This is a genomic window from Flavitalea plasmicola, from assembly GCF_030546645.1.
GTDB lineage: Bacteria > Bacteroidota > Bacteroidia > Chitinophagales > Chitinophagaceae > Puia.
This window is the reverse complement of record NZ_JAUOTO010000011.1, coordinates 167,735-188,404: the sequence shown is the minus strand read 5'-3', so window position 1 is coordinate 188,404 and position 20,670 is coordinate 167,735. Positions and strand designations below refer to the sequence as shown.

The following is a 20,670-nucleotide window of genomic DNA, read 5'->3' as shown; positions in this document are numbered from 1 at the left end:
ATTGATTTTCAACTTATTTTATGGAACAAATCGCCAACCCTTTATTGGTAGCAAGAAAGATACCCGATCCGTTCATCCAATATAAGTCCGAACTGCTCAAGGCTTACCGGGGCGAAGCTGCCGGTGGCATCATCGGCCGGATCTTCTCCGGCAAGCGGGAGCCATCGCTGCTGACAAAAGAGAATGCCGAACTCGGTCTTCTGTTGATCAATCAGCACCCCGAGCACAAGGATACCGAGTCCAGTTGGTCAAATTTTGCGACCGCCCCTTTCGGCGGCGAAAGATACATCGGCATCATGAAGCTCACCGAAGATGACTGGAACTCGCCGGGCAATTTCAATTTGCTCGTCTATTTCTTCGGTGAGGAAAAGGCCCGGTATGTTCGCCACGCCTGGCAACAGATGCGATACCAGATGTACCAGTCCGGGTACTCCCGGCGTTCATTCCGATCTCCCGGCGAGCGGCATATCTATTTTCAGCGGCAAATCGAATTCATTATCCACATTCTCCGCAAGCCGTTTAGCCAAGTGTACGACAACGGCTACAAATACCAATATTTTGACCTCGATCTGATGGAGCAGATCCGGTACAACCACCTCACCGGGGACAATAACCCGGAAGTTTTCCGGGTCTGGTCGTCCGCCATCGACCTCGGCAATAAAGAGGTCTTACAACTCCTGGAGGATATAATCTACAATAAGGATCCTGAAGGAAAAGTCACCCGGAGTATCATCAAGGCCCTCCTCAACAGCGAACAACCTGCCGCCTGGACCACCGTGGAAAAGTTGCTGCTGGCCGCCCAGCGCCAGGAAGGGCTACGCCAGACCGTTCTCGAGGCGATGGATGAAACAAGCATCGGCGCGCTGAAGCATTTCATCCGGGTGATCCTCGATAACGACCTGCTCCGTTTTTCGTCGGTCGTCAGGTCGGTGGATGTCTGGGCCGGGATGGGATGGCATAGCGAAAAGGACACGACCGTTCGCAGCTTCCTCCAAAAAGCCGCCTTATACCTGGAGGACGTCGATGCTATTCCCGAGGGAGTCCACTCTGAAAACAACGCGGATGTCTATATGGCGCTTTGGGCGCAAGCCGTCTATGACGTGGAGAAGACCATGCCGTATTTGCAGGACCTGTGCAAAAATGGAACTGTAGAGAAACGTACCCTCGCCCTTTTCTTCGCCTCTCAAACGGCGCACTACAAGATAAAGATGCCGCTGTATTACCCCATATTGACGGATATTGAGCTCCAGCCGTTGGCCGTTGTGGCGCTGGAAATTGAGGCGATGGCCAACAACAACTTCGAGTATTACGATCAGCAGTTTCCTGACCTGTTCGACCGCCTGAATGCTCTATACCAGCGGGTGACCATAAAAGAAAAGACCTTTGAAAGCTATATATTCTCCTGGCTGAAGATACGGTTCGAACGCAAGGAGCTCCTTAAGGCGCTGTTGGCGCTTGTAGGGGAGTTCCCTCAACGACTGCAGGTACTCATAGGGTATTTGGAAGACATGGATAGCGAGATAAAGCGGAACCTGTGTAGAAAGATCTTGCCGGACTATGCTGGATGGGCTCCTCAGGATCAAAAGGTAAAAAAGAAGCCGTTGACGGAAAGCCAACGCAGCTTTGCGCTGCTGATGCTAAGAGACAGAAGCGAATTCGAAGTGGGATTCAAAGCCTTGCAAGACGAGGCGTTCTCGAAAGAAGAACTGGCTCCGTTCTCCGAGTGGTTAAAAAGAAAGGGCGCTGGATTTAGGGGCAACATCATCTCGATCCTGCTTCGCCAGGACACCGAAAAGCTAGTCCCTATCATTGAACAGCTGTTGAAAGGCGATGGCGAGCAGCGCCTGGCCGGCCTTGATATCCTACTTCAGCTTCATAAGGAAAAGCGGTCGCTGGCGCAGGCATCCGGGTGGATAGAAGCGTTCCGGCAACGAAAGGTCTCGCCGAAAGAAGAGATCCTTTTGTCCCAGTTGACCGATTCCGGCGAAACAAAGGACGTTTCTGCCGCGAATGGCTACGGTATTTATGATCCGTCGAAATGCGCCCCGGTGGTCAAGCCGGTGATCGATAAAAATAGCCTGTACGAACGACTGATGGCGCGGCGTCCGTACGGCCTATCGATGCCGATGGCGACGATAAAAGAAGCAATGCTTGATCTGGCCCACCTGATTGAGAAGCACGCGAACCATGAATACGAGGTCGAGAATTATATGAATGCAAGGGAAAAGGTGTTGTTGGGCAATATGTTCAGGCAGGAATTCCACAATAAAAACTACTCCACTAAGGAAGAAAGATACCGCTCCTATCCCCTGCCCGAGGTCTGGTTGGAATGGCATGCAAAATGGAAGTTCGAGCCGGGGGACATCTCGATCCTGCTTTTGGCTTGCAGCGCAGACGAAAGATATTATCGCGATCAGCTGCCGGCTAGACGGGAATTTGTGCCGGAGGGCTATTTGCCGCGGTTACACTACTATGGTAATCCCTTTTATGGCGTTCTGACTGCGCTGAATATCCTGCACCCCATGGATCACGCCGATGAGTTCTTGTTGGGCGCGGCCACGCGTCTCTTTGCCTCTCTGGGAGAAGACGAGTTGAAATCAAAGCCAGCAGAGGGCCGTTATATGAGTCATGGCGATGGCTGGCAGCACAATAGAAACCTCCAGCTTTTTTTAAATGATATCGATCTTTCGGCGGTTGAAGGGAAATTACTCCCCAAGCTTTGGGATCTGTACCACTGGCGTCAGTTTTCCGGCCGGGAGGAGAATATAATATACTCGATCCCGCCCCTGATGCTCTTTTGCCGCGCATACGAAGCAGGCATCATCAACGAACACGATATGCTTCGCGCCCTGCTGAATAAAGAAAATATCGGTATGCTCACCCGAAAAAAGAAATACGCCCATGATCAGGATTTTTTGGGGCGCTTTGGCTTTTTACGCGGCATGCTCGATTCCGTCCGGGACCATTTACTGGATATCGAGCTAAAGCGTGGAGATATGCCCACCTCCGTGTCGCCGTTGATGGGTTCGCTCATGAGTCTTTATGGTATCGGCAGGTTGACCCAGATTCTCGCCGGGCTGGGCAAGACCACCCTGCGGAAAGGGTGGTATACCTATGGAACATCCGCAACGGAAAAACAGGAGGTATTCAGCGTTCTTTTAAAGAATTGCGATCCGCTGGACACCGACACGCAGGAAGAATTCAACATGGCCGTGAAATCCATCAAGGTCTCCGAAGAACGGCTCGTCGAAGCAGCCATGTACGCGCCCCAATGGCAGCGATTCGTTAGCGCTTACCTCGGTTGGACCGGCCTGGATACTGCTATCTGGTGGATGCATGCACACACAAAGACCGATGGCTTCCATGCCCAGAATGCCGAAACGGAAAGTGAGGTCGCCCGGCATTCCTCCCTGGACGTACAGGAATTCAAGGACGGAGCCGTGGATAAGGACTGGTTCTGGCGAGCCTATAACGAGATCGGAAAGGAACGCTGGCCCCTTGTGTATGATGCCGCTAAATATATCACTGATGGCAATGGCCATCGCCGCGCCCGCATCTACGCCGATGTGCTGGTCGGCAACCTCAGCCTGAAAGACGTCACCGAGAAGATCAGCAGTAAGCGCGACCAGGACTACGTTCGAATTTATGGCCTTGCTCCCCTGAGCAGGACGGACGCGGAAAAGGACATCCTTGCACGGTACGAGTTCATTCAGGAATTCAAAAAGGGAAGCCGCCAGTTTGGGGCCCAGAAGCAGGCCAGCGAGGCCGCGGCCGTATCCGTGGCCCTGGATAACCTGGCCCGCAATGCGGGATACCCCGATCCCATCCGCCTCACCTGGGCGATGGAGACCCGGCAGGTGCAGGCCATCCTCGCCAAAGAGACCCAGGTGCAATATGACGATGTGATGATCGGGTTGGTGATCGATGAGGAAGGGCAGGCCGATGTTGTGGCGTTCAAAGAGGACAAGCCGCTCAAGGCAATCCCGGCAAAGTATAAGAAGGACGTAAAGGTGGAGGAGCTTAATGGCTTTAAGAAAACCCTGAGGGAACAGTTCAGGCGCAGCAGAAAGGGGTTGGAGGAAGCCATGGTCAGAGGCGATCGCTTCCAGCAGCCCGAGATCGTCAATCTATTCTCCCATCCGGTGATTGCCCGTCACCTCGAAAAACTTGTCTTCATTTTCGATAACCGGGAAGGTCACGGGTTTTATAAGGAGGGCGCCCTGGTCAGCGACCAGGGGGAAGCGATCGGTCTGACGAACGGGGATACGCTTCGCATTGCACACTGTACGGATCTGCACAGGACAAAATCCTGGGCCGGCTATCAACGGGTTGCCTTCGATCAGAAATTGGAGCAGCCTTTCAAACAGATCTTCCGGGAACTATACCTCCCCACACCGGACGAACAGCAGGAAGGTTCGGTGTCGCGCCGGTATGCAGGCCATCAGATCCAGCCGAAACAAACCGTGGCGCTGCTGCGAGGCCGGGGGTGGAAGGTGAATTATGAGGAGGGCCTCCAAAAAGTTTTCCACAAGGAGGGGTTTGCAGCCCAAATGCATGCCATGGCGGATTGGTTCTCGCCGGCGGATATTGAGAACCCCACGCTGGAGACTGTTAGCTTCACCGACCTGAAGACCTACAAGAACGTTTCCTTTTCGTCTATCCATCCCCGCATCTTCAGCGAGGTGATGCGGGATGTCGACCTTGTCGTAAGCGTCGCTCATGCCGGTGGCGTGGATCCGGAGGCCAGTCATTCCTCGATCGAGATGCGCGCTGCCCTGCTCCGCGAGACCGTCCGGTTGTTCAAGCTGAACAATGTTACAATAGAGGGCAGCCACGTACTCATCAAAGGCACGATGGGTGAGTACAGCGTTCACCTCGGCAGTGCCGTCGTACATCGGGTCCTTTCGGGCTATGTGTCGATCCTGCCCGTGCATTCACAACACCGTGGCCGGATTTTCCTTCCCTTCGTCGACGACGACCCTCGTTCGGCCGAATTACTGTCGAAGGTGCTGCTGCTGGCACGGGACAAGGAGATCAAAGACCCGGTGATTCTCGAGCAGTTGCGTTAGGATTGACGTCTGATGTTGTAGGACTATTTGACTTTTCCGTGGGCGGGTTGAGGGTTTCGAATGGTCCAGTGGTATTTGTCCATTCGCATTCGGTCTATTTTCCTTTTCGGATCTGCCCTGTGGGACTTTGAGTCGTCGACGTATACCTCTATATCGTCAAAATACGCTGTAATAACCGAATCTTGAAAGGTATTTCGAAGGGTGCCCAACAGCGATTGATTTGAATGCGTTTTGTTGAATCTGAGTTTACCAGATTGATTTCTGATGTTTCATTGAAGGCAGGTCGAATGGAGATATTCAGAAGCACCTTGTCGTTTTTCAGTGACCCTTGTTTTGGCGTATTGCTCTCCTGGCAGCTTCCGGCCACAAAAATCCCCAGAGCAATCAATAAATAATTTCGCTCGTACAGCGTGGCATCAATAATGGGTGATGGTTAATTTCGTTTTTCGGCTGCCTCGACCTACCCAGATCAATGGAACGTTTTTTGAAGCGGGTAACGGGTAAAAGGATAATGCGCTTATCATTTTAAAAAAAATGCTTTTTTTATGAGCTGGTTAGGAAAATGGAGAAACCAATACGGATCCATCATCGAGATCACTTGTGAATCGAACCACAAGATAGCGGGAAAATTTAGAACAGCATTGAAAGACAGTGCGTTTTACGGTCAGGAGGTTGATGTTTCAGGCATGTGTCAGGGAGATTGCATTGGGATTTCCGGAGGCAGTATGACACCCGCAGGTAACATGTTGGTTACATACACAGGTCTGTTGCGCGATGGCAAATTGGAAACGTTGTGGTACGTAGTGACTGATTCCGCCATACATCCCGGTGCCGAAGGGGAGCTGCCTCAGAAAACGAAACTTAGTTGGTGGCAGGCTATGAGTACGGGTGCCGATACCTTCGAGCAGATCGACAAATAGGGGTCCCAAATGGCATCATGGCCAAATGATAAGTTTCATATGATTGTAAGAATACCCAGAGAAAAACCATCCCAGCCGCCCTTGCACTATTTTTATCAAGAGAGTGTCAGAAAAGGGCAAGATCGTGCAAAAAGGCGTTGCAGTTTCGCCCCAACTTGCATACCAATGGCTGCCACTCCTACCTCCCTGTTAGATATTACCCTTATCCTCTATTGTTAACACAAACCAAGAACTACTTATGACCATTTGTAAACGTTGTATTGCCCTGTTGTGTGTTGTATCCCTTCTTTTTTCGTATTCGGGCCGGTCGCAAAGCCTCCGTCCACTGGATCTGCGACAGGTTCGCGTCGATGATGCCTTCTGGAGTCCCCGGCTGAAGACCTGGAGCACGGAGACGGTGTACGACGTCCTGGACAAGCTGGAAGGCAAGTATGAGCCGGACCGCCCGGACATCATCGCTGAAAAGGCCAGATGGGGCCGTACCCGCAATGCCTTCCTCAACTTCGACCTGGTAGCGCAGGGTAAAAAGGACATCGGCCAGCATGACGGGCCGCCCTGGTATGACGGGCTGGTATATGAGACGCTTCGCGGTGCTGCCGACCTGCTGATGGAAAATCCCGACTCCGCGCTGGCGCGCAGGATCGACGGCTATGTCGAAAGGATCGCCGCCGCCCAGGCCGCGGACCCCGACGGCTATATCAACACCTATACCACTCTCATGCGCAGCCGTCAACGCTGGGGCACCAATGGCGGGGACGACAAATGGCAGCACGATATCTACAACTCGGGCATGCTGATAGAAGCCGCCGTCCACTATTACAAGGCTACGGGTAAGACCCGCCTCCTGGAAGTTGCCGTCAGGCTCAGCAACTACATCTGTACGGTGATCGGACCGGCTCCGAAGCTCAATGTCATTCCGGGTCATGGCGGTCCGGAAGAGTGTATGCTGAAGCTTTACCAGCTTTTCAGGGATCAGCCGGCGTTGAAGAACAAGCTGGGCGTCGCCGTCCACGAACAGGACTATCTTGCTATGGCGAAATTCTGGGTCGAAGAACGAGGCAATTATGGAGAGGCCGATGGCAGCCATGCCCGGAAGAGCGACAGTTCCTACAACCAGGATCATATGCCCGTATTACAGCAACCCAGCATCGAAGGTCATGCGGTCCGCGCAACCCTGCTGGCCACCGGTGTGACGGCTACGGCTGTGGAGACGGGCGATCCGGCCTACCGCCAGACGGCCAATCGCTACTGGGACAATATGATCGGCAAGCGCATGTTCATCACAGGTGGTGAGGGCGCTATCGCCGATGGCGAACGTTTTGGTGCCGACTTCTTCCTGCCGGAATCTGCCTACCTGGAGACCTGCGCCTCCATCGGAGCGGGCTTTTTTAGCGAAAGGATGCTGGAGCTGGAAGCCGACGGCCGATACATGGACGAATTCGAAAGAGTGGCCTACAACAACTTTCTCTCCGGCGTTTCGCTGGATGGACACCGCTACTTCTATGAAAATCCCTTGATCGCCAACGACCATCGCCGCTGGCAATGGCACGACTGTCCTTGCTGCCCTCCCATGATCCTGAAGCTGGCCGGCGCCCTGCCCCAATTCATCTATGCCTATGATGACGACGGCGTGTATGTCAACCTGTTCATCGGCAGCGAAGCAGCCATCACCATGAAAGGTTCGGATCTCCAGCTCAGGCAATTCACGGAATATCCATGGAAAGGCCGCACAAAGATCGAGGTGGATCCGGCACGGGCTGGTGAGTTTGCGGTACACGTACGTATTCCAGGCTGGGCACAGGGAAAGGAAAACCCTTTTGGGTTGTATAAAGGGCGTGTAGAAGGCGCTGCCACTTTAAAAGTGAATGGCAAATCCATCGCAGTTGCGCCCGAAAAAGGATACGCCGTCATCCGCCGCACCTGGAAAAAAGGAGACATCATCGAGCTTAATCTTCCTGTCCAGCCCCGGCTGATCAGTCCTTCCGACTCCATCGCAACGCTGAAAGGCAAGATGGCGATCGCCGCGGGCCCGGTGATATACGGGTTGGAAGCCATCGACAATCCGGCACTGGCGCGTCTGCACATCCGTCCCGGCACCCAATTGAAGGTACAGTATAAGGCGCAGCTGCTCAACGGCGTCAACGTGGTCAGCGGTGTGGGCGTCGATGATGCAGGTCAGTCTAAAAGTTTTACAGCTATTCCCTTTTATGCGCTGGGCAACCGCCAGGCGGGCGCTGCGTACCAGGTCTGGCTTCCGGAGAAACCAAGATAGATATTCATGATGTATGGAAGCCTTCTTCGAAGGCTTCGGGTGTTGTGTAAGACTCGCCCCGGGCAATCTATTGCCCTATTCCACCGGCTAACATTGTAAACGATTGCATCAGTTAAACAACCAAAATGTATGAAAATTTTGACATGCTTTTTATCAATCCTCCTTTTCCTGCAGGCATCTGCTGCTACAGCAGATCCCGTAACCATCACCGGTAAGGTGTCGGATAGCAGGAACAATCCGCTGGCCGGCGTCAGCATCATGCTGAAAGGCAGCTCCATCGGTGCCACCACGGACGTCAACGGTCATTACACTGTAAAATCTCCGCAAAGCAGCGGCACGCTGATCTTTACCAATCTCGGGTATGCATCGCAGGAAGTCAGCTTTACGGAAGGCAAGACAGCCATCGATGTGACCATGACCGAAATAGCCAAGGGGCTGAATGAGGTCATCGTAGTGGGTTACGGCACCCAGCGGCAAGGAGAGATCACGAGTGCCGTGGCCAGCGTAAAATCCGAGAATTTTGTGAAAGGCGCCGCAGGTGACGCCGCCCAGCTGATCCGCGGGAAGGTCGCGGGCCTCTCCGTAGTCACCACCGACGGCAATCCCACCGGGACCGCCCAGGTCAATCTCCGCGGTATCGCCACCCTGAATGCGAGCACCACTCCCCTTGTCATCATCGACGGTGTCCCCGGCACGCTGACATCCGTCGCGCCGGAAGACATCGAATCCATTGACGTGCTGAAAGACGGGTCCGCCGCCGCCATCTACGGTACCAGGGGCACCAACGGGGTCATCCTCATCACTACCCGCAAATCCAAAGGCTCCGCAGCTCCCAAAATGGATCTTAATACCTACTTCACTACCCAACGCATCACCAAGCGTCTTGACTTCCTTTCCGCCAGCGAATACCGTCAATACGTACAACAAGGCAAGCCCGGCGCCACTGACTACGGCGGCAGCACGGACTGGCTAAAAGAAGTCATGCAAAAGCCCTTGTCACAGGTATACAATCTCGACCTGCGCGGCTCATCCGAGAATACCAACTACATCGTCAATATCAATTACAGGAATCTCAACGGCATCATGCAGCGGAGCAACAACAAGATCATCTATCCGCGACTGGAGGTCAACCATAGCATGTTCAACGGGATGCTGAAGCTGAATGCCAATATCAATGGCTATGAGCAGAACTATTTCGGGTTTGACGGCGGCGGCTTCAGAGGTGATGTCTACCGCAATGCGATCTATCTCAATCCCACCCAACCCGTCCGTAATCCTGACGGGACTTTTACCGAGCATACGGACAAGACGGATTATGCGAATCCCGTGTCCCTGCTATACACCTCGGATGGGATGCAGCAGAACACCGATCTGCGCACTTCCGGTACTGCCGTGCTGACGCCCATCAGGGACCTGGACATCAGGCTGCTGGTGTCACGTGACCTGCTGAATAACCTGGCCGGCTACTCCGAGACCAGGCAGAATTACTCTACGCTTCATGACGGCAAGAATGGCTATGCCGCCAGAGGCGCTCAACGCAGCGTGGAAGACCTGCTGGAAGCGACCGTCAACTATAAAAGAAGTATCGGCGATCATACGGTCACTGGTCTGGCCGGCTACAGCTGGCGGCAAAACGACGTCCAAAGCTTCTATGCGCAGAACTATGACTTCCCAACGGATGACTATTCTTATAACTCATTGCAGTCCGGCCGGGCATTGAGCCGCGGCCAGGGTGTGGAGAACTCTTATCGCAGCCAGAACAAGCTGGTGGGTTACTTCTTCAGATTAAACTATAGCTTCCAGGATAAATACCTGCTGGCGACCAGTATCCGGCGGGAAGGCTCTTCCAAATTCGGTAGCAACCACAAATACGGCAACTTTCCCGCCGCCTCCATTGGCTGGAATGCCAAGCAGGAATCTTTTCTTATAGACATTAAGACTATCAGCTCCCTGAAATTCCGCGCAGGCTATGGCATTACGGGGACGGAGCCGTCTACTCCCTATCTCTCCCTTGACAGGATCAACTTCAATACCTATACGCTGATCAACGGTCAATGGATCCAGGTCATCAACCCGTCCAGCAATGCCAATCCCGATCTTCGCTGGGAGAAGAAAAAGGAACTGAATATCGGCGTAGACATCGGCTTTATGAACAACAGGCTCACGGCAACGGTGGATTATTACAAACGGACCACCAGCGACCTTCTCTTCAACTATCCTGTATCCACGCCTCCCTATCTGTATAACAACATCACGGCCAATGCCGCCTCCATGCAGAACAAGGGTGTAGAGGTTCAGCTGAACTTTGCCGTCATCCAGGGCAAGGACCTTACCTGGAATACCCAGGTGAACTATTCCACCAACAGCAACAAGATCCTCTCCCTCTCCGACAAGCATTTCCAGCTGGCCAGTGGCTATTTCGACGCGGGCTTCCTGGCTGAGCCCATCCAGACGCCCACCAGCCGGGTACAGATCGGCCTGCCCGTCGGCAATTTTTACGGCTTCAAAAGCGTGGATATCGATGACCAGGGCCATTGGATCATCCTGGGAAAGGATGGCAAACCCAAACCCATCGTGCAGGCGCAGGCGGATGATAAGATGATCATCGGCAACGGGCTACCCAAGCATTATCTCAGCTGGAACAATAGCCTGTCGTACAAAAATTTCGATCTGAACATCACCATGCGCGGTGCGTTTGATTTCCAGATCCTGAACACGCCCCGAATCTGGTACGACGCACCCGTCATGATGACCCGCGGTAACCTCCTGAAGACCGCTTATGACAAGGTTTATGGCAAGCGTCCCCTGGCCGATGATCAATCCGTCAGCTATGTCAGCTATTATATCGAGAACGGCAGCTACTGGAAGATCGATAATGTCACCCTGGGGTACAACCTGCGTCTTCAGACTAAATATATAAAGACCGTGCGTGTATATGCGTCGGCGTCGAACCTGAAGACCTTCACCGGCTATAAAGGCATCGATCCCGAAGTGTCCATCCTGGGTCTTGCGCCGGGTGTGGACAACAGGAACCGATATCCCGCCATCACAAGCTATACACTGGGTGGATTCTTTACTTTCTAAACTGTATAATATGTCTACGATAAAAAATATATGTCTTGTTCTTCTGCTGGCCTCGGTGACCCTGCCCGGCTGTAAGGGCGATCTCAAAGAGATCACCTATTCCGACCTGTCCGCACAAACCTATAAATACACGGATGCTTATGCGGCCATGGGTATCGCCTATGCCAATCTGCGCGGACTCTTCTCCCATTCGAACTGGTATATGTTGCAGGAGACGAGCTCGGACGAATTAGTGATGCCAGCCAATTCATCGGGCTGGGAAGATGCGGGCATCTATAAACGGATCCATCTGCACACCTGGAACTCCGAGAATCCGCAGATGATCAATATGTGGCTGCAGCTGTATGCCGGTGTCACCAATTGTAACAGGGTATTGGATCAGCTGGACAAAGACGTCATCCCGCCGGCTGCCGGAACGACAAAGGAAGGTCTTATCGGCGAGATGAAAGTGCTTCGTGCTTTCTATTACTGGCAGATCTGCGACAATTTTGGCAATGCCCCCCTGGTCAATTCGACTGCTACGGAACTTCCTTCCACCGCCAAGCGGCAGGAGATCTATGACTTTATTGTAAAGGATATCAATGATGCGCTGCCCAGTCTGAGCGAGAACACGGATAAGCTCATGTACGGCAGATTCAACAAATGGGCGGCCAAGGCCTTGCTCGCCAATATCTATCTAAACGCGGAGGTTTATACGGGTCAGGCCAAATGGCAGGAATGTCTCGCGCAATGTAATGACATACTGGGCTCTCCGGGTTATCACCTGGAAGGCGCCTATAAGGATATCTTCAAGACCCAGAATGAGAATTCCAGCGAGATCATTTTTGCCGTCCCCTTCGATGAGAACCAGGGGCAGGGCTTCTTTGTGGAGATGTACTCGTGGCATGGCGCGATGAAAGATAAATATAATATGCAGGCCACGCCGTGGGGTTCCGGCTCCGCGCAGGGTATTCCCCAGTTCATCGACACTTATAGCAGTGACGACCATCGACTGGGCGATACCTGGCTGATGGGCCCGCAGTTCAAGTCTGACGGCGTGACGCCGTTGAAGGGTTCTTATGACAAAAACGGGCAACCGCTGAACTTTGTGAATCACCTGCCCGACGGCCTCTTCACCAGCGAGACGGAAGGTTACCGGATGAATAAGTTCGAGGTAAAGACCGGCGCGCTAGCCGATCTGAGCAACGACTTTCCTTTTTTCCGTCTTGCCCAGGTGATGATGATGAAGGCAGAGTGTTTGCTACGCACGGGGCATGCAGACGATGCCGCGGCGATCGTGACGAATGTGCGTAACAGGGCTTTTGCCGATCCAGCAAAGGCAACGGTGACGGGAGCGCAGCTCCAGGGCAACAGCAAGTATCACTACGGGTATGTCGAGAATTATAACATCGTCGATCCGGGCGATCAGTCGGCTGTCCAATTCGGCGGCATGCTGGACGAGCTGGGCTATGAGTTCCCCTGGGAGGCCCAACGCAGAAGGGATGACATCCGATTTGGCGTGTTCACCAAAAAAAGCTGGCTGTCGCATAAGCCCAATGGCGACTATCGCACGATCTTCCCCATCCCGCAGGCGGCGTTGAATTCCAACCCGAACCTGGATCAAAATGACGGCTATAAATGACCCGTCCACCTCGTATATGCAGCAGCAGGATGCGTCTCTTCAAAGGGCTGGCCATCCTGCTGCCTTTTCTGGATCCTACGTTTTACAGTATAGAGGGGAAACTGGCGGCTGCATTGGTTCAGCAAGAGAAAGCCAATAACTACCTGGGAAGGGCTGCGCATTTATAGAATTTGCTTAATTTAGTGCCAGTATGAGAATTTTCCGTGAAAACATCGTAAGCCCCGACAATCTACTGGTGGTCAAGGAAGAAAGCTTTGAGCACAATGATTTTCCCTTTCATTTCCACCCGGAATATGAGATCATCCTCATCCTCGAGAGCAGCGGCCAGCGATTTGTCGGCGACAGCATCACCAATTTCAATGCGGTGGATCTATGTATGTTCGGCTCGAACCTGCCTCATAAATTTCATTCAAAAGGTCTTCTTAGCAGCAAGGACGCCGTCAGCCAGGTCGTGATCCAGTTCCATGAGAATTTCCTAGGCATGAGTTTTTTCGACAGGAAGCCCTTTCAGAAGATCAGAGAGCTACTGGATAAATCCACCCGCGGCATCTGCTTTACGGGAGAGACAAGAGAGATGCTGATGAAGAAGATCATCGATCTGCCCTCCATGACGCCGGCGGAGACGATCATCGAGGTGTTGCAGATCCTGCATACCCTGTCCATGTCACACGACTATTTTCTTTTGTCCAGTCCCGGCTTTACCAATACGTCTGTCTCCGATGAGGAAAGCTCCCGGATGAACAAAGTATATGACTATATCGTGCAAAATTTTAAAAGAGATCTTACTTTAGATGAAGTGGCGGCTATCGCCTATCTCTCTCCTTCCGCCTTCTGCCGATACTTTAAAAAATTCACCCGCAAGACCCTGTCGGAATTTCTCATCGACTTCCGCATCGGCTATGCGTGCAAGCTGCTGCAAGGTAATAATATGGGCATCTCGCAGATCAGCGGGGAAGCGGGTTTCAACAATGTCTCCTATTTCAATCGTAAGTTCAAGGCTATCAAAGGCAAAACGCCGATGGAGTATCAGCGACATTTTTTGGTGAGCAAGGTTCATTAAATTCAGCAAGGCGCACCAAGCATGCAAACATTAAAAGCTATACTTTTCGACCTGGACGGCACCCTCATCGACTCCGAGATAAGCCATTACAATTGCTGGAATGCGCTGATCGGGCATTATGGGCAGCACCTGGATCACGACACGTATATGAAGCAATACGCGGGTGTGGCCCTGGCGACGAATGCGCAGAAACTGATAGATGTCTTTCGGCTGGATGTTTCGCTGGAAGAAATGGTGGCTAAAAGAGAGGCCATGATGTTGCAGACCTTTCGGGATGAAGAGATCAGGCTGATGCCTTATGCGCTGGAGACGCTTGACTTTTTTGCAGGTCTGCCTATGGTGCTGGTGACGTCCAGCTCAAAAGGTGAGGTACGTGTGATATTGTCGCGGATAGGGTTGGAAGAGAGGTTTAAGCATATTGTTACAAGAGATGATGTCAGGCATGTCAAACCGCACCCTGAGCCCTATCAGCGGGCGGTGGAACTGCTGTATGTCGATAAATCGTATTGTATTGCTATAGAAGACACGCCCAGCGGTATGCGATCAGCTACAGCTGCCGGCCTGACCTGTTTTGGCGTCCATCTGCCCGGTGAACATTTCAGTGATCTTTCAGCGCTGACGCAGTATATCTCCCGCCACTATCAAATATCAAGATAGTTCAATTACTGGCCAACGCCGTATCATCGGCCACCTCCTTTAATCTTTACTTTTGGCTTGATCAATCTCATCGAACACTCAAGCAACCAACATCTATGTCAACGTCTTACACGCCTGCCATCCCCAAAGAAGCAAGCTTTGCCCGATTTTTAGGAAAAGGAAAAATTGCATTCATTAACAAGTCGGTGGGTTCGCCCGGTCCGGGTCAGCTCCTGCTGCAGAATAAAGCTAATTCCCTCTGCGGTTCGGATTTCGCGTATCTTTTCAATGGTAATGACACTGTCTCACCCGGTCACGAGATTGCCGGCGTTGTCGCCGCGGCGGGTCCGGATACCCGTATAAAACCGGGTACGAGAGGTGTGGTGTTCCTGATGGATTACTGCGGAAAATGCAGGAATTGTCAGCAAGGCGCGACCAATCAATGTCTGCACAAGCGTGCCGACTATGGCTTTACTCACGACGGCGGATACGGCTCCTATATCGTCATCAACGAGAACGTCTTCTTCCCCATTCCCGACAGTATGTCCTACGCACAGGGCACGCTGCTGCTGGATATTATGGGTACCGGCGGTCATGCTATCAAACGCGCAAGGCTGGTACATCCCTCGCCCGCCTCTATGATCGTGCTGGGCGCGGGCCCCATCGGACTGGGCATTCTCGCTATGGCGAAGATCATGTACGGCAAGGACTTTCCCGTGCTCATCAGCGACGTGGTCGAGTACAGGCTCGATCTCGCCGAAAAACTGGGTGGTCTTCCAATCAACCTCAATAAAGGCAGCCTGGCTGAAGGCGCCGCCAGTCAGGGTTTCAAGGAGATCGATGTCGCCATCGACTCCAGCGGTAAAGAGTCCGCAAGACGTGCAGCCCTGGATGTCCTCTCCCAACGCGGCGTCCTGATCTTTGTCGGTCATGGTGAAAAGCTGCAGCTACAGATCTCTCCTGATATGATCGCCACCGAAAGGGCGTTGCTCGGCAGCGAATATTTCTGCTACAATGAGCTGCAGGGTAACCTGGACCTGTATCTGCAAAACAGGGATTACCTGGATCAGATCATCACGCACACCTACCCCATTGCGGAACTGGAAGAGGCGTATCGCGTGTTTGTAGGACGAGATACCGGCAAGGTCATCGCCGAATATTAACCCTCCCCAAATAGTAATAACAAATGAAGACAAAGATCGCATTAGCAGGCACCGGCGAGTGGTGGGGCTGGCATCATGCCCGCATCCTCTCGGAGCACCCGGATGTGGAGTTCTGCGCCATCGTGGGCAGAAATCCTGAAAGAACAAAAGCGAGAGCTGCCGAATTCGGGGTCAACGATTATACGGATATACAAAAGATGATCGAAATGGAACGGCCTGACCTCATCTGCGTCTGCCTTGGGAATAAGGAGCACTATCTTCCTACCCTGCAGATCATCCGGGCCGGCATCCCTCTCTTCGTCGAGAAGCCGCTGGTATTCGATATGGGTGAGGCGGATTCGCTCATCGCCGAGGCAGAAAGCAGGAACCTCTTCTTTGCCCTGAACTTCAATCATCGATGGGCCCTGCCCGTCGAAAAAGCCGGGCAGGCAATACAGGATGGAAGATTGGGTGACATTGTCTATGCCACCTGGCGTTTTGGCGGCGAAGGTCCTTCCTGCTATGCATGGGAGAATCTCATCGAGACCCAGTGCCATGGTTTCGACATGCTAGAACATCTCTGCGGACCTGTCGACTCCATCGCCATGCAGGCTTCTGATGTGTCCGGCAAAGGTTACAGCTCCTATGCCATCGCTCTGCATTTTGCCAAAGGCGCCGTGGGGAATGTCACGGGCAGCTATGACACCTCCTATGCGTATCCTTCCACCCATTACCTGGAGATCAACGGTACAAAGGGCCGGGTTGTGGTAGAGGATACAACAAAGAAGTATAGTTTCCAGGAAGTGGGCAATGAGACCGCGGAAGTATGGCAGGCCGGCTATTTTAATGACAAGGACCGGATGTTTCACTACGCCTTCGACAAACATTTCCGTGATATGCTGACGGCCTTCAGGGCCAAGGCAGCGCCGCCGGTGCATGCCCGGATGGGGCGGCGGGCTTTGCGGATCGCGAAGGCGGCCATCGAGTCTTTCGAGTCCGGAAGGATCGTAAAGATACCTACAGTGTACTAGATAAATATTGACATATGAAACGATTGCCTTTCGTGATTGCCTTATTATCGTTGGTGTCGTGCAACAGGAGCCACCGACCGACCATCGCATTCGTAGCCGGCGCGGCCACTGACTTCTGGACTTTCGCGGAGGCGGGGTGTAAAAAGGCGCGCGCTGAGATAAAAGAATATGATGTTGTCTTCCGCTATACGACCGATGGCGCCACTGAGGAGCAGAAAAGGATCGTGGACGACCTGCTGGCCAACGGGCTCAACGGCGTGATCGTCGCGCCCCTCGACCCTGTCAATCAAGGTCCCTTTATCGATGCCACCAGCGAAAAAATTCCCGTCATGGTTACCGACAGCGATATTCCTAACAGCAAACGACTGTGCTATGTCGGCACCAGCAATGTGGAGGCGGGTCATTATGCGGGTAAGCTTATTAAAGAGGCGTTGCCCGCCGGCGGGAAGATCCTGCTGTTCGTCGGTAAGGCGGATGCACAGAATGCCAAAGAGCGGATCGCGGGCATCGAAGAAGAATTGAAAGGTTCGGGTATCACCATCGCGGGCATACGAACCGATAATATCGACAGGGTCAGGGCCAAGGCTAATGTGAGCGATGCGCTGGTCAGTCATCCCGATGTCAACTGTTTTGTGGGGCTTTGGAGCTACAACGGTCCGGCGATCCTGAACGCGGTGAAAGAGTCGGGTAAGTCAGGGAAGGTCAAGATCGTTTGTTTTGACGAGGAAGAAGAGACCTTGCGGGGTGTACAGAACGGCGAGATCCTGGGCACGGTGGTGCAGCAGCCTTTCGAATTCGGCTATCAGTCGACCAGGCTGATGGCGCAATATTTATCGGGTGATAAAAAGGGCTTGCCGGCCAATGGACAGGTGATCATTCCGGCGCAAGTTATCCGGAAAGATATGGCGGCGGATTATCTGTCGAAAATGGCGGCATTAAGACGAAAGTAGCTATGGCGAGGCCCATCCTCCATATGAACAAGATATGCAAGCAGTTCGGCGATGTATCCGTGCTGAAGGATGTCGATCTCACCGTATACGAGGGTGAGGTGCTTGCGCTGATGGGTGAGAACGGCGCAGGGAAATCCACGCTGATGAAAATCCTTTGCGGCGTGCACCCCTTCACCAGGGGCACTATCCGGCTGGACGAAAAGGAAATCTTTATCGCCTCGGTAAGAGACGCGATGAGGATGGGAATTGCGTTTATTCACCAGGAGCTAAACCTGGTGGAGAATCTCGATATAGCGGGGAACATCTTCCTGGGAAGAGAGCCAGTCACAAGATGGGGATGGCCGGATAAAAAAAGGATGTCAAAAGAGACCGCAGGTCTTTTGGCCCGGGTAGGGCTGGACGCCCGGCCAGAGACGCCGGTGCGCCAGCTTTCGCTGGCCAGCCAACAGTTGGTGGAGATCGCGAAGGCGCTGTCCTTACGCTCCCGTATCCTGATCATGGATGAGCCGACCTCTTCTCTCACGATGAAAGAGACAGCGCTTCTCTTTGACACGGTGGCTGACCTGAAATCCAAAGGCACGAGCGTCATCTATATTTCTCACCGGATGAATGAGATCATGCAGATTGCGGACAGGGTCGTCGTGCTAAAAGATGGGAAGAATGGCGGTGAGTTGAAGAAAGAAGAACTGAACCATGCCAGCCTTGTGCGGCTGATGGTGGGGAGGAATATCGACCGTTCAATATTCGCCAGCCGTTGTGCCCTACCTAACGCATCGTTCAATGCCGAATCCATCCGTACTCATCGATACCCCCATCAGCCGGTCAGCTTCTCCCTGAACAGCGGAAAAATAACAGGGATCGCCGGCCTTGTAGGATCAGGCCGCACTGAGCTGGTAGAATCCGTCTGTGGTATAAGATCTCTCATCGCCGGCTCCGTCTACCTCGATGGCAAAGCCATCCGCATTAAATCCCCTTCCGATGCCATTCGCCAAGGCATTTTTCTCGTCCCTGAAGACCGGAAGCAACACGGCATTATCACGGGGATGTCGATCACTGAAAATCTGTCCCTGCCTAACTTACACGCCTATTCAACAATGTCCCTTGTCCGACAAGCAAAAGAAAGCTTTGCGGCCCGCGCGCAGGTGGACAACCTTGACATACGTTGTGCCTCACTGCAGCACCTTTTGAAAGATCTCAGCGGAGGCAACCAGCAAAAGGTCGCCATAGGCAAATGGCTTTCCCGCACAGCGAGGCTTATGGTTTTTGACGAGCCTACCAGAGGTGTCGATGTAGGAGCAAAAGCGGAGATATACCGCATCATGCGACGGCTGGCAGATGAAGGGGCGATGGTGCTCGTCGTCAGCTCCGATATGGAAGAATTAATGATCATCAGCGACAGGATGCTGGTCATGCATGAAGGCAGGATCAGCGGCGAACTCCTTTCGGATGAATTCACTGAACAGCGTATCCTGTCCTATGCATTTGGCAATGGGTAATCCATACGATATTATGAAAAAAGAAAAAGGCATTTTTATCATCTTCATCGTCCTTTGTAGCGTCGTCTCGATAGGAAATCCGAACTTTCTGAGCGCGGCCAATCTGCAGAACACCACCCGTCTGATAGGCATTTTCGGCATCTTCAGCATCGGCAGCGGCATTGTCATCATCACGCGTGGTATTGACCTGTCTGTCGGCTCCATCTTTGCACTGGAGGGTGTCCTTCTGAGCATGCTGCTGGTGTCGCAGAAAATAGCCTGGCCCATCGCAGTGATGACGGTGCTCCTGTTAACACTCGCTATTGGCTGGTGTCATGGGATAATGATCTCCAAACTAAAGATCCAGCCATTTATTATCACCCTTTGCGGGCTGCTGGTCTACAGAGGGCTCGCCCGATTCTTTTCAAATGATATTACCATGGGGTTTGGCTATGGTGAGGGCTTTACGGCACTCCAAAGGCTGGCTACGGGGAATCTATTCGGTGTTCCATCGCCGTTCATATTGCTGCTGGTGGTCGGGGCGGCGGCCTGGGTCTTTCTTCACCGATCTGTGTACGGCCGCTACCTGTTCGCCGTGGGGCAAAATGAAGAAGCAGCATTCTTCTCCGGTATCAACGTAAAAAGAATGCTGCTGGCGGCCTATATCATCAGCGCCCTGCTGGCCGGCATCGCCGGCATCCTGCTGGCTTTTTATACGAACGCCATAGCCCCTTCGTCTCATGGGAACTTCTACGAGCTGTATGGCATTGCGGCGGCAGTGCTGGGCGGCTGCTCGCTAAGAGGCGGGGAAGGCTCCATCATCGGTATCGTCCTTGGCGCCGCCATGTTACAAGTCATCCAAAACCTGGTGAACCTGCTGGGTATTCCCAGCTCTCTAAACTTCGCGGTCATGGGCGTGGTGATCCTCACTGGTGTGCTGGCGGATAAATTTATCAGGCGAAACAAATATTAGCCGCTGCCGAATAAAATTTCACCTGCTGAAGATATCAGTTAAATGGTGAAGAATGATGCGAAAAGTTGGAAAAAGAGGGTGAATATTCTGGATAAAAACAACAGGCGACCCGAAAGTCGCTTATGAATCTAACAAGTGATCCCGCTGAGATTACCTCGCTTCGCTCGGTTGTCCCTCCGCATTGAGCTAGCCCGAAGCCTCCCGGTCCGCTATCGCGGCCCGCGGCTTTTTCATTTGTCCGCGCCTGCAAGCAACCTTGCGCGCTTCCAAACAAAAAAGCCGACCAGACTTTGTCTGGTCGGCTTCGTGATCCCGCTGGGACTCGAACCCAGGACCCATACATTAAAAGTGTATTGCTCTACCAACTGAGCTACGGAATCCTTCCCTTTTTACCCCAACTCAAAAAGAATCAGCGTTTTTTGGGAGTGCAAAAATAA

13 protein-coding genes and 1 tRNA gene are annotated in these 20,670 nt (G+C 52.8%); 13 read left to right on the top strand and 1 reads right to left on the bottom strand.

The window, feature by feature from the left end; genetic code table 11:
• Nucleotides 1-20: 20 nt before the first annotated feature.
• The 13 genes from Q4E93_RS32820 to Q4E93_RS32760 all read left to right on the top strand — a co-directional run bounded on the left by Q4E93_RS32820 (nt 21) and on the right by Q4E93_RS32760 (nt 20,233).
• Nucleotides 21-5,069, top strand: a complete 5,049-nt coding sequence (locus Q4E93_RS32820) for a DUF4132 domain-containing protein (RefSeq protein WP_303592186.1) — start codon at nt 21-23, stop codon at nt 5,067-5,069.
• Nucleotides 5,070-5,614: 545 nt separating this feature from the next.
• Nucleotides 5,615-5,989 carry an avidin/streptavidin family protein gene (locus tag Q4E93_RS32815; RefSeq protein ID WP_303592185.1) on the top strand — a complete coding sequence of 125 codons (375 nt, stop codon included), beginning with the start codon at nt 5,615-5,617 and terminating at the stop codon, nt 5,987-5,989.
• 238 nt (nt 5,990-6,227) lie between these two features.
• Entirely contained in the window at nt 6,228-8,261 is a 2,034-nt protein-coding gene (locus tag Q4E93_RS32810; protein ID WP_303592184.1) for a glycoside hydrolase family 127 protein, read from the top strand.
• A gap of 129 nt (nt 8,262-8,390) precedes the next feature.
• Complete coding sequence (locus tag Q4E93_RS32805) at nt 8,391-11,345, top strand: SusC/RagA family TonB-linked outer membrane protein (RefSeq protein ID WP_303592183.1); 2,955 nt, start codon at nt 8,391-8,393, stop codon at nt 11,343-11,345.
• Nucleotides 11,346-11,355: 10 nt separating this feature from the next.
• Nucleotides 11,356-12,966, top strand: a complete 1,611-nt coding sequence (locus Q4E93_RS32800; RefSeq protein ID WP_303592182.1) for a RagB/SusD family nutrient uptake outer membrane protein — start codon at nt 11,356-11,358, stop codon at nt 12,964-12,966.
• Nucleotides 12,963-13,133: a hypothetical protein gene (locus tag Q4E93_RS32795; RefSeq protein ID WP_303592181.1), complete on the top strand. Its 171-nt coding sequence runs from the start codon at nt 12,963-12,965 to the stop codon at nt 13,131-13,133. The genes Q4E93_RS32800 and Q4E93_RS32795 overlap by 4 nt, the downstream gene beginning before the upstream one ends.
• Nucleotides 13,134-13,156: 23 nt before the next feature.
• The gene (locus tag Q4E93_RS32790) at nt 13,157-14,026 is read left to right on the top strand and encodes an AraC family transcriptional regulator (protein ID WP_303592180.1); all 870 of its coding nucleotides are present in this window, start codon (nt 13,157-13,159) and stop codon (nt 14,024-14,026) included.
• 21 nt (nt 14,027-14,047) lie between these two features.
• A complete protein-coding gene (locus tag Q4E93_RS32785; RefSeq protein ID WP_303592179.1) occupies nt 14,048-14,683 on the top strand; it encodes an HAD family hydrolase in 636 nt (211 codons plus the stop codon).
• A 95-nt stretch (nt 14,684-14,778) separates the two neighbouring features.
• On the top strand, nt 14,779-15,825 hold the full coding sequence (locus Q4E93_RS32780) for an alcohol dehydrogenase catalytic domain-containing protein (RefSeq protein WP_303592178.1): 1,047 nt from the start codon (nt 14,779-14,781) through the stop codon (nt 15,823-15,825).
• 23 nt (nt 15,826-15,848) lie between these two features.
• Nucleotides 15,849-16,835, top strand: a complete 987-nt coding sequence (locus Q4E93_RS32775; protein WP_303592177.1) for a Gfo/Idh/MocA family protein — start codon at nt 15,849-15,851, stop codon at nt 16,833-16,835.
• Nucleotides 16,836-16,849: 14 nt separating this feature from the next.
• Nucleotides 16,850-17,785: a sugar-binding protein gene (locus tag Q4E93_RS32770; protein ID WP_303592176.1), complete on the top strand. Its 936-nt coding sequence runs from the start codon at nt 16,850-16,852 to the stop codon at nt 17,783-17,785.
• Nucleotides 17,786-17,808: 23 nt separating this feature from the next.
• On the top strand, nt 17,809-19,281 hold the full coding sequence (locus Q4E93_RS32765; RefSeq protein ID WP_303592175.1) for a sugar ABC transporter ATP-binding protein: 1,473 nt from the start codon (nt 17,809-17,811) through the stop codon (nt 19,279-19,281).
• Between the two features lie 13 nt (nt 19,282-19,294).
• Nucleotides 19,295-20,233: an ABC transporter permease gene (locus Q4E93_RS32760; RefSeq protein WP_303592174.1), complete on the top strand. Its 939-nt coding sequence runs from the start codon at nt 19,295-19,297 to the stop codon at nt 20,231-20,233.
• Between the two features lie 307 nt (nt 20,234-20,540).
• Here Q4E93_RS32760 and Q4E93_RS32755 read toward each other — a convergent pair.
• A tRNA-Lys gene (locus tag Q4E93_RS32755) sits at nt 20,541-20,613 on the bottom strand.
• Between the last annotated feature and the right edge of the window lie 57 nt (nt 20,614-20,670).

Coding starts and splice junctions, on each gene's coding strand:
- Q4E93_RS32820 (WP_303592186.1), top strand. CDS start 21: ATGGAACAAATCGCCAACCCTTTATTGGTAGCAAGAAAGATACCCGAT.
- Q4E93_RS32815 (WP_303592185.1), top strand. CDS start 5,615: ATGAGCTGGTTAGGAAAATGGAGAAACCAATACGGATCCATCATCGAG.
- Q4E93_RS32810 (WP_303592184.1), top strand. CDS start 6,228: ATGACCATTTGTAAACGTTGTATTGCCCTGTTGTGTGTTGTATCCCTT.
- Q4E93_RS32805 (WP_303592183.1), top strand. CDS start 8,391: ATGAAAATTTTGACATGCTTTTTATCAATCCTCCTTTTCCTGCAGGCA.
- Q4E93_RS32800 (WP_303592182.1), top strand. CDS start 11,356: ATGTCTACGATAAAAAATATATGTCTTGTTCTTCTGCTGGCCTCGGTG.
- Q4E93_RS32795 (WP_303592181.1), top strand. CDS start 12,963: ATGACCCGTCCACCTCGTATATGCAGCAGCAGGATGCGTCTCTTCAAA.
- Q4E93_RS32790 (WP_303592180.1), top strand. CDS start 13,157: ATGAGAATTTTCCGTGAAAACATCGTAAGCCCCGACAATCTACTGGTG.
- Q4E93_RS32785 (WP_303592179.1), top strand. CDS start 14,048: ATGCAAACATTAAAAGCTATACTTTTCGACCTGGACGGCACCCTCATC.
- Q4E93_RS32780 (WP_303592178.1), top strand. CDS start 14,779: ATGTCAACGTCTTACACGCCTGCCATCCCCAAAGAAGCAAGCTTTGCC.
- Q4E93_RS32775 (WP_303592177.1), top strand. CDS start 15,849: ATGAAGACAAAGATCGCATTAGCAGGCACCGGCGAGTGGTGGGGCTGG.
- Q4E93_RS32770 (WP_303592176.1), top strand. CDS start 16,850: ATGAAACGATTGCCTTTCGTGATTGCCTTATTATCGTTGGTGTCGTGC.
- Q4E93_RS32765 (WP_303592175.1), top strand. CDS start 17,809: ATGAACAAGATATGCAAGCAGTTCGGCGATGTATCCGTGCTGAAGGAT.
- Q4E93_RS32760 (WP_303592174.1), top strand. CDS start 19,295: ATGAAAAAAGAAAAAGGCATTTTTATCATCTTCATCGTCCTTTGTAGC.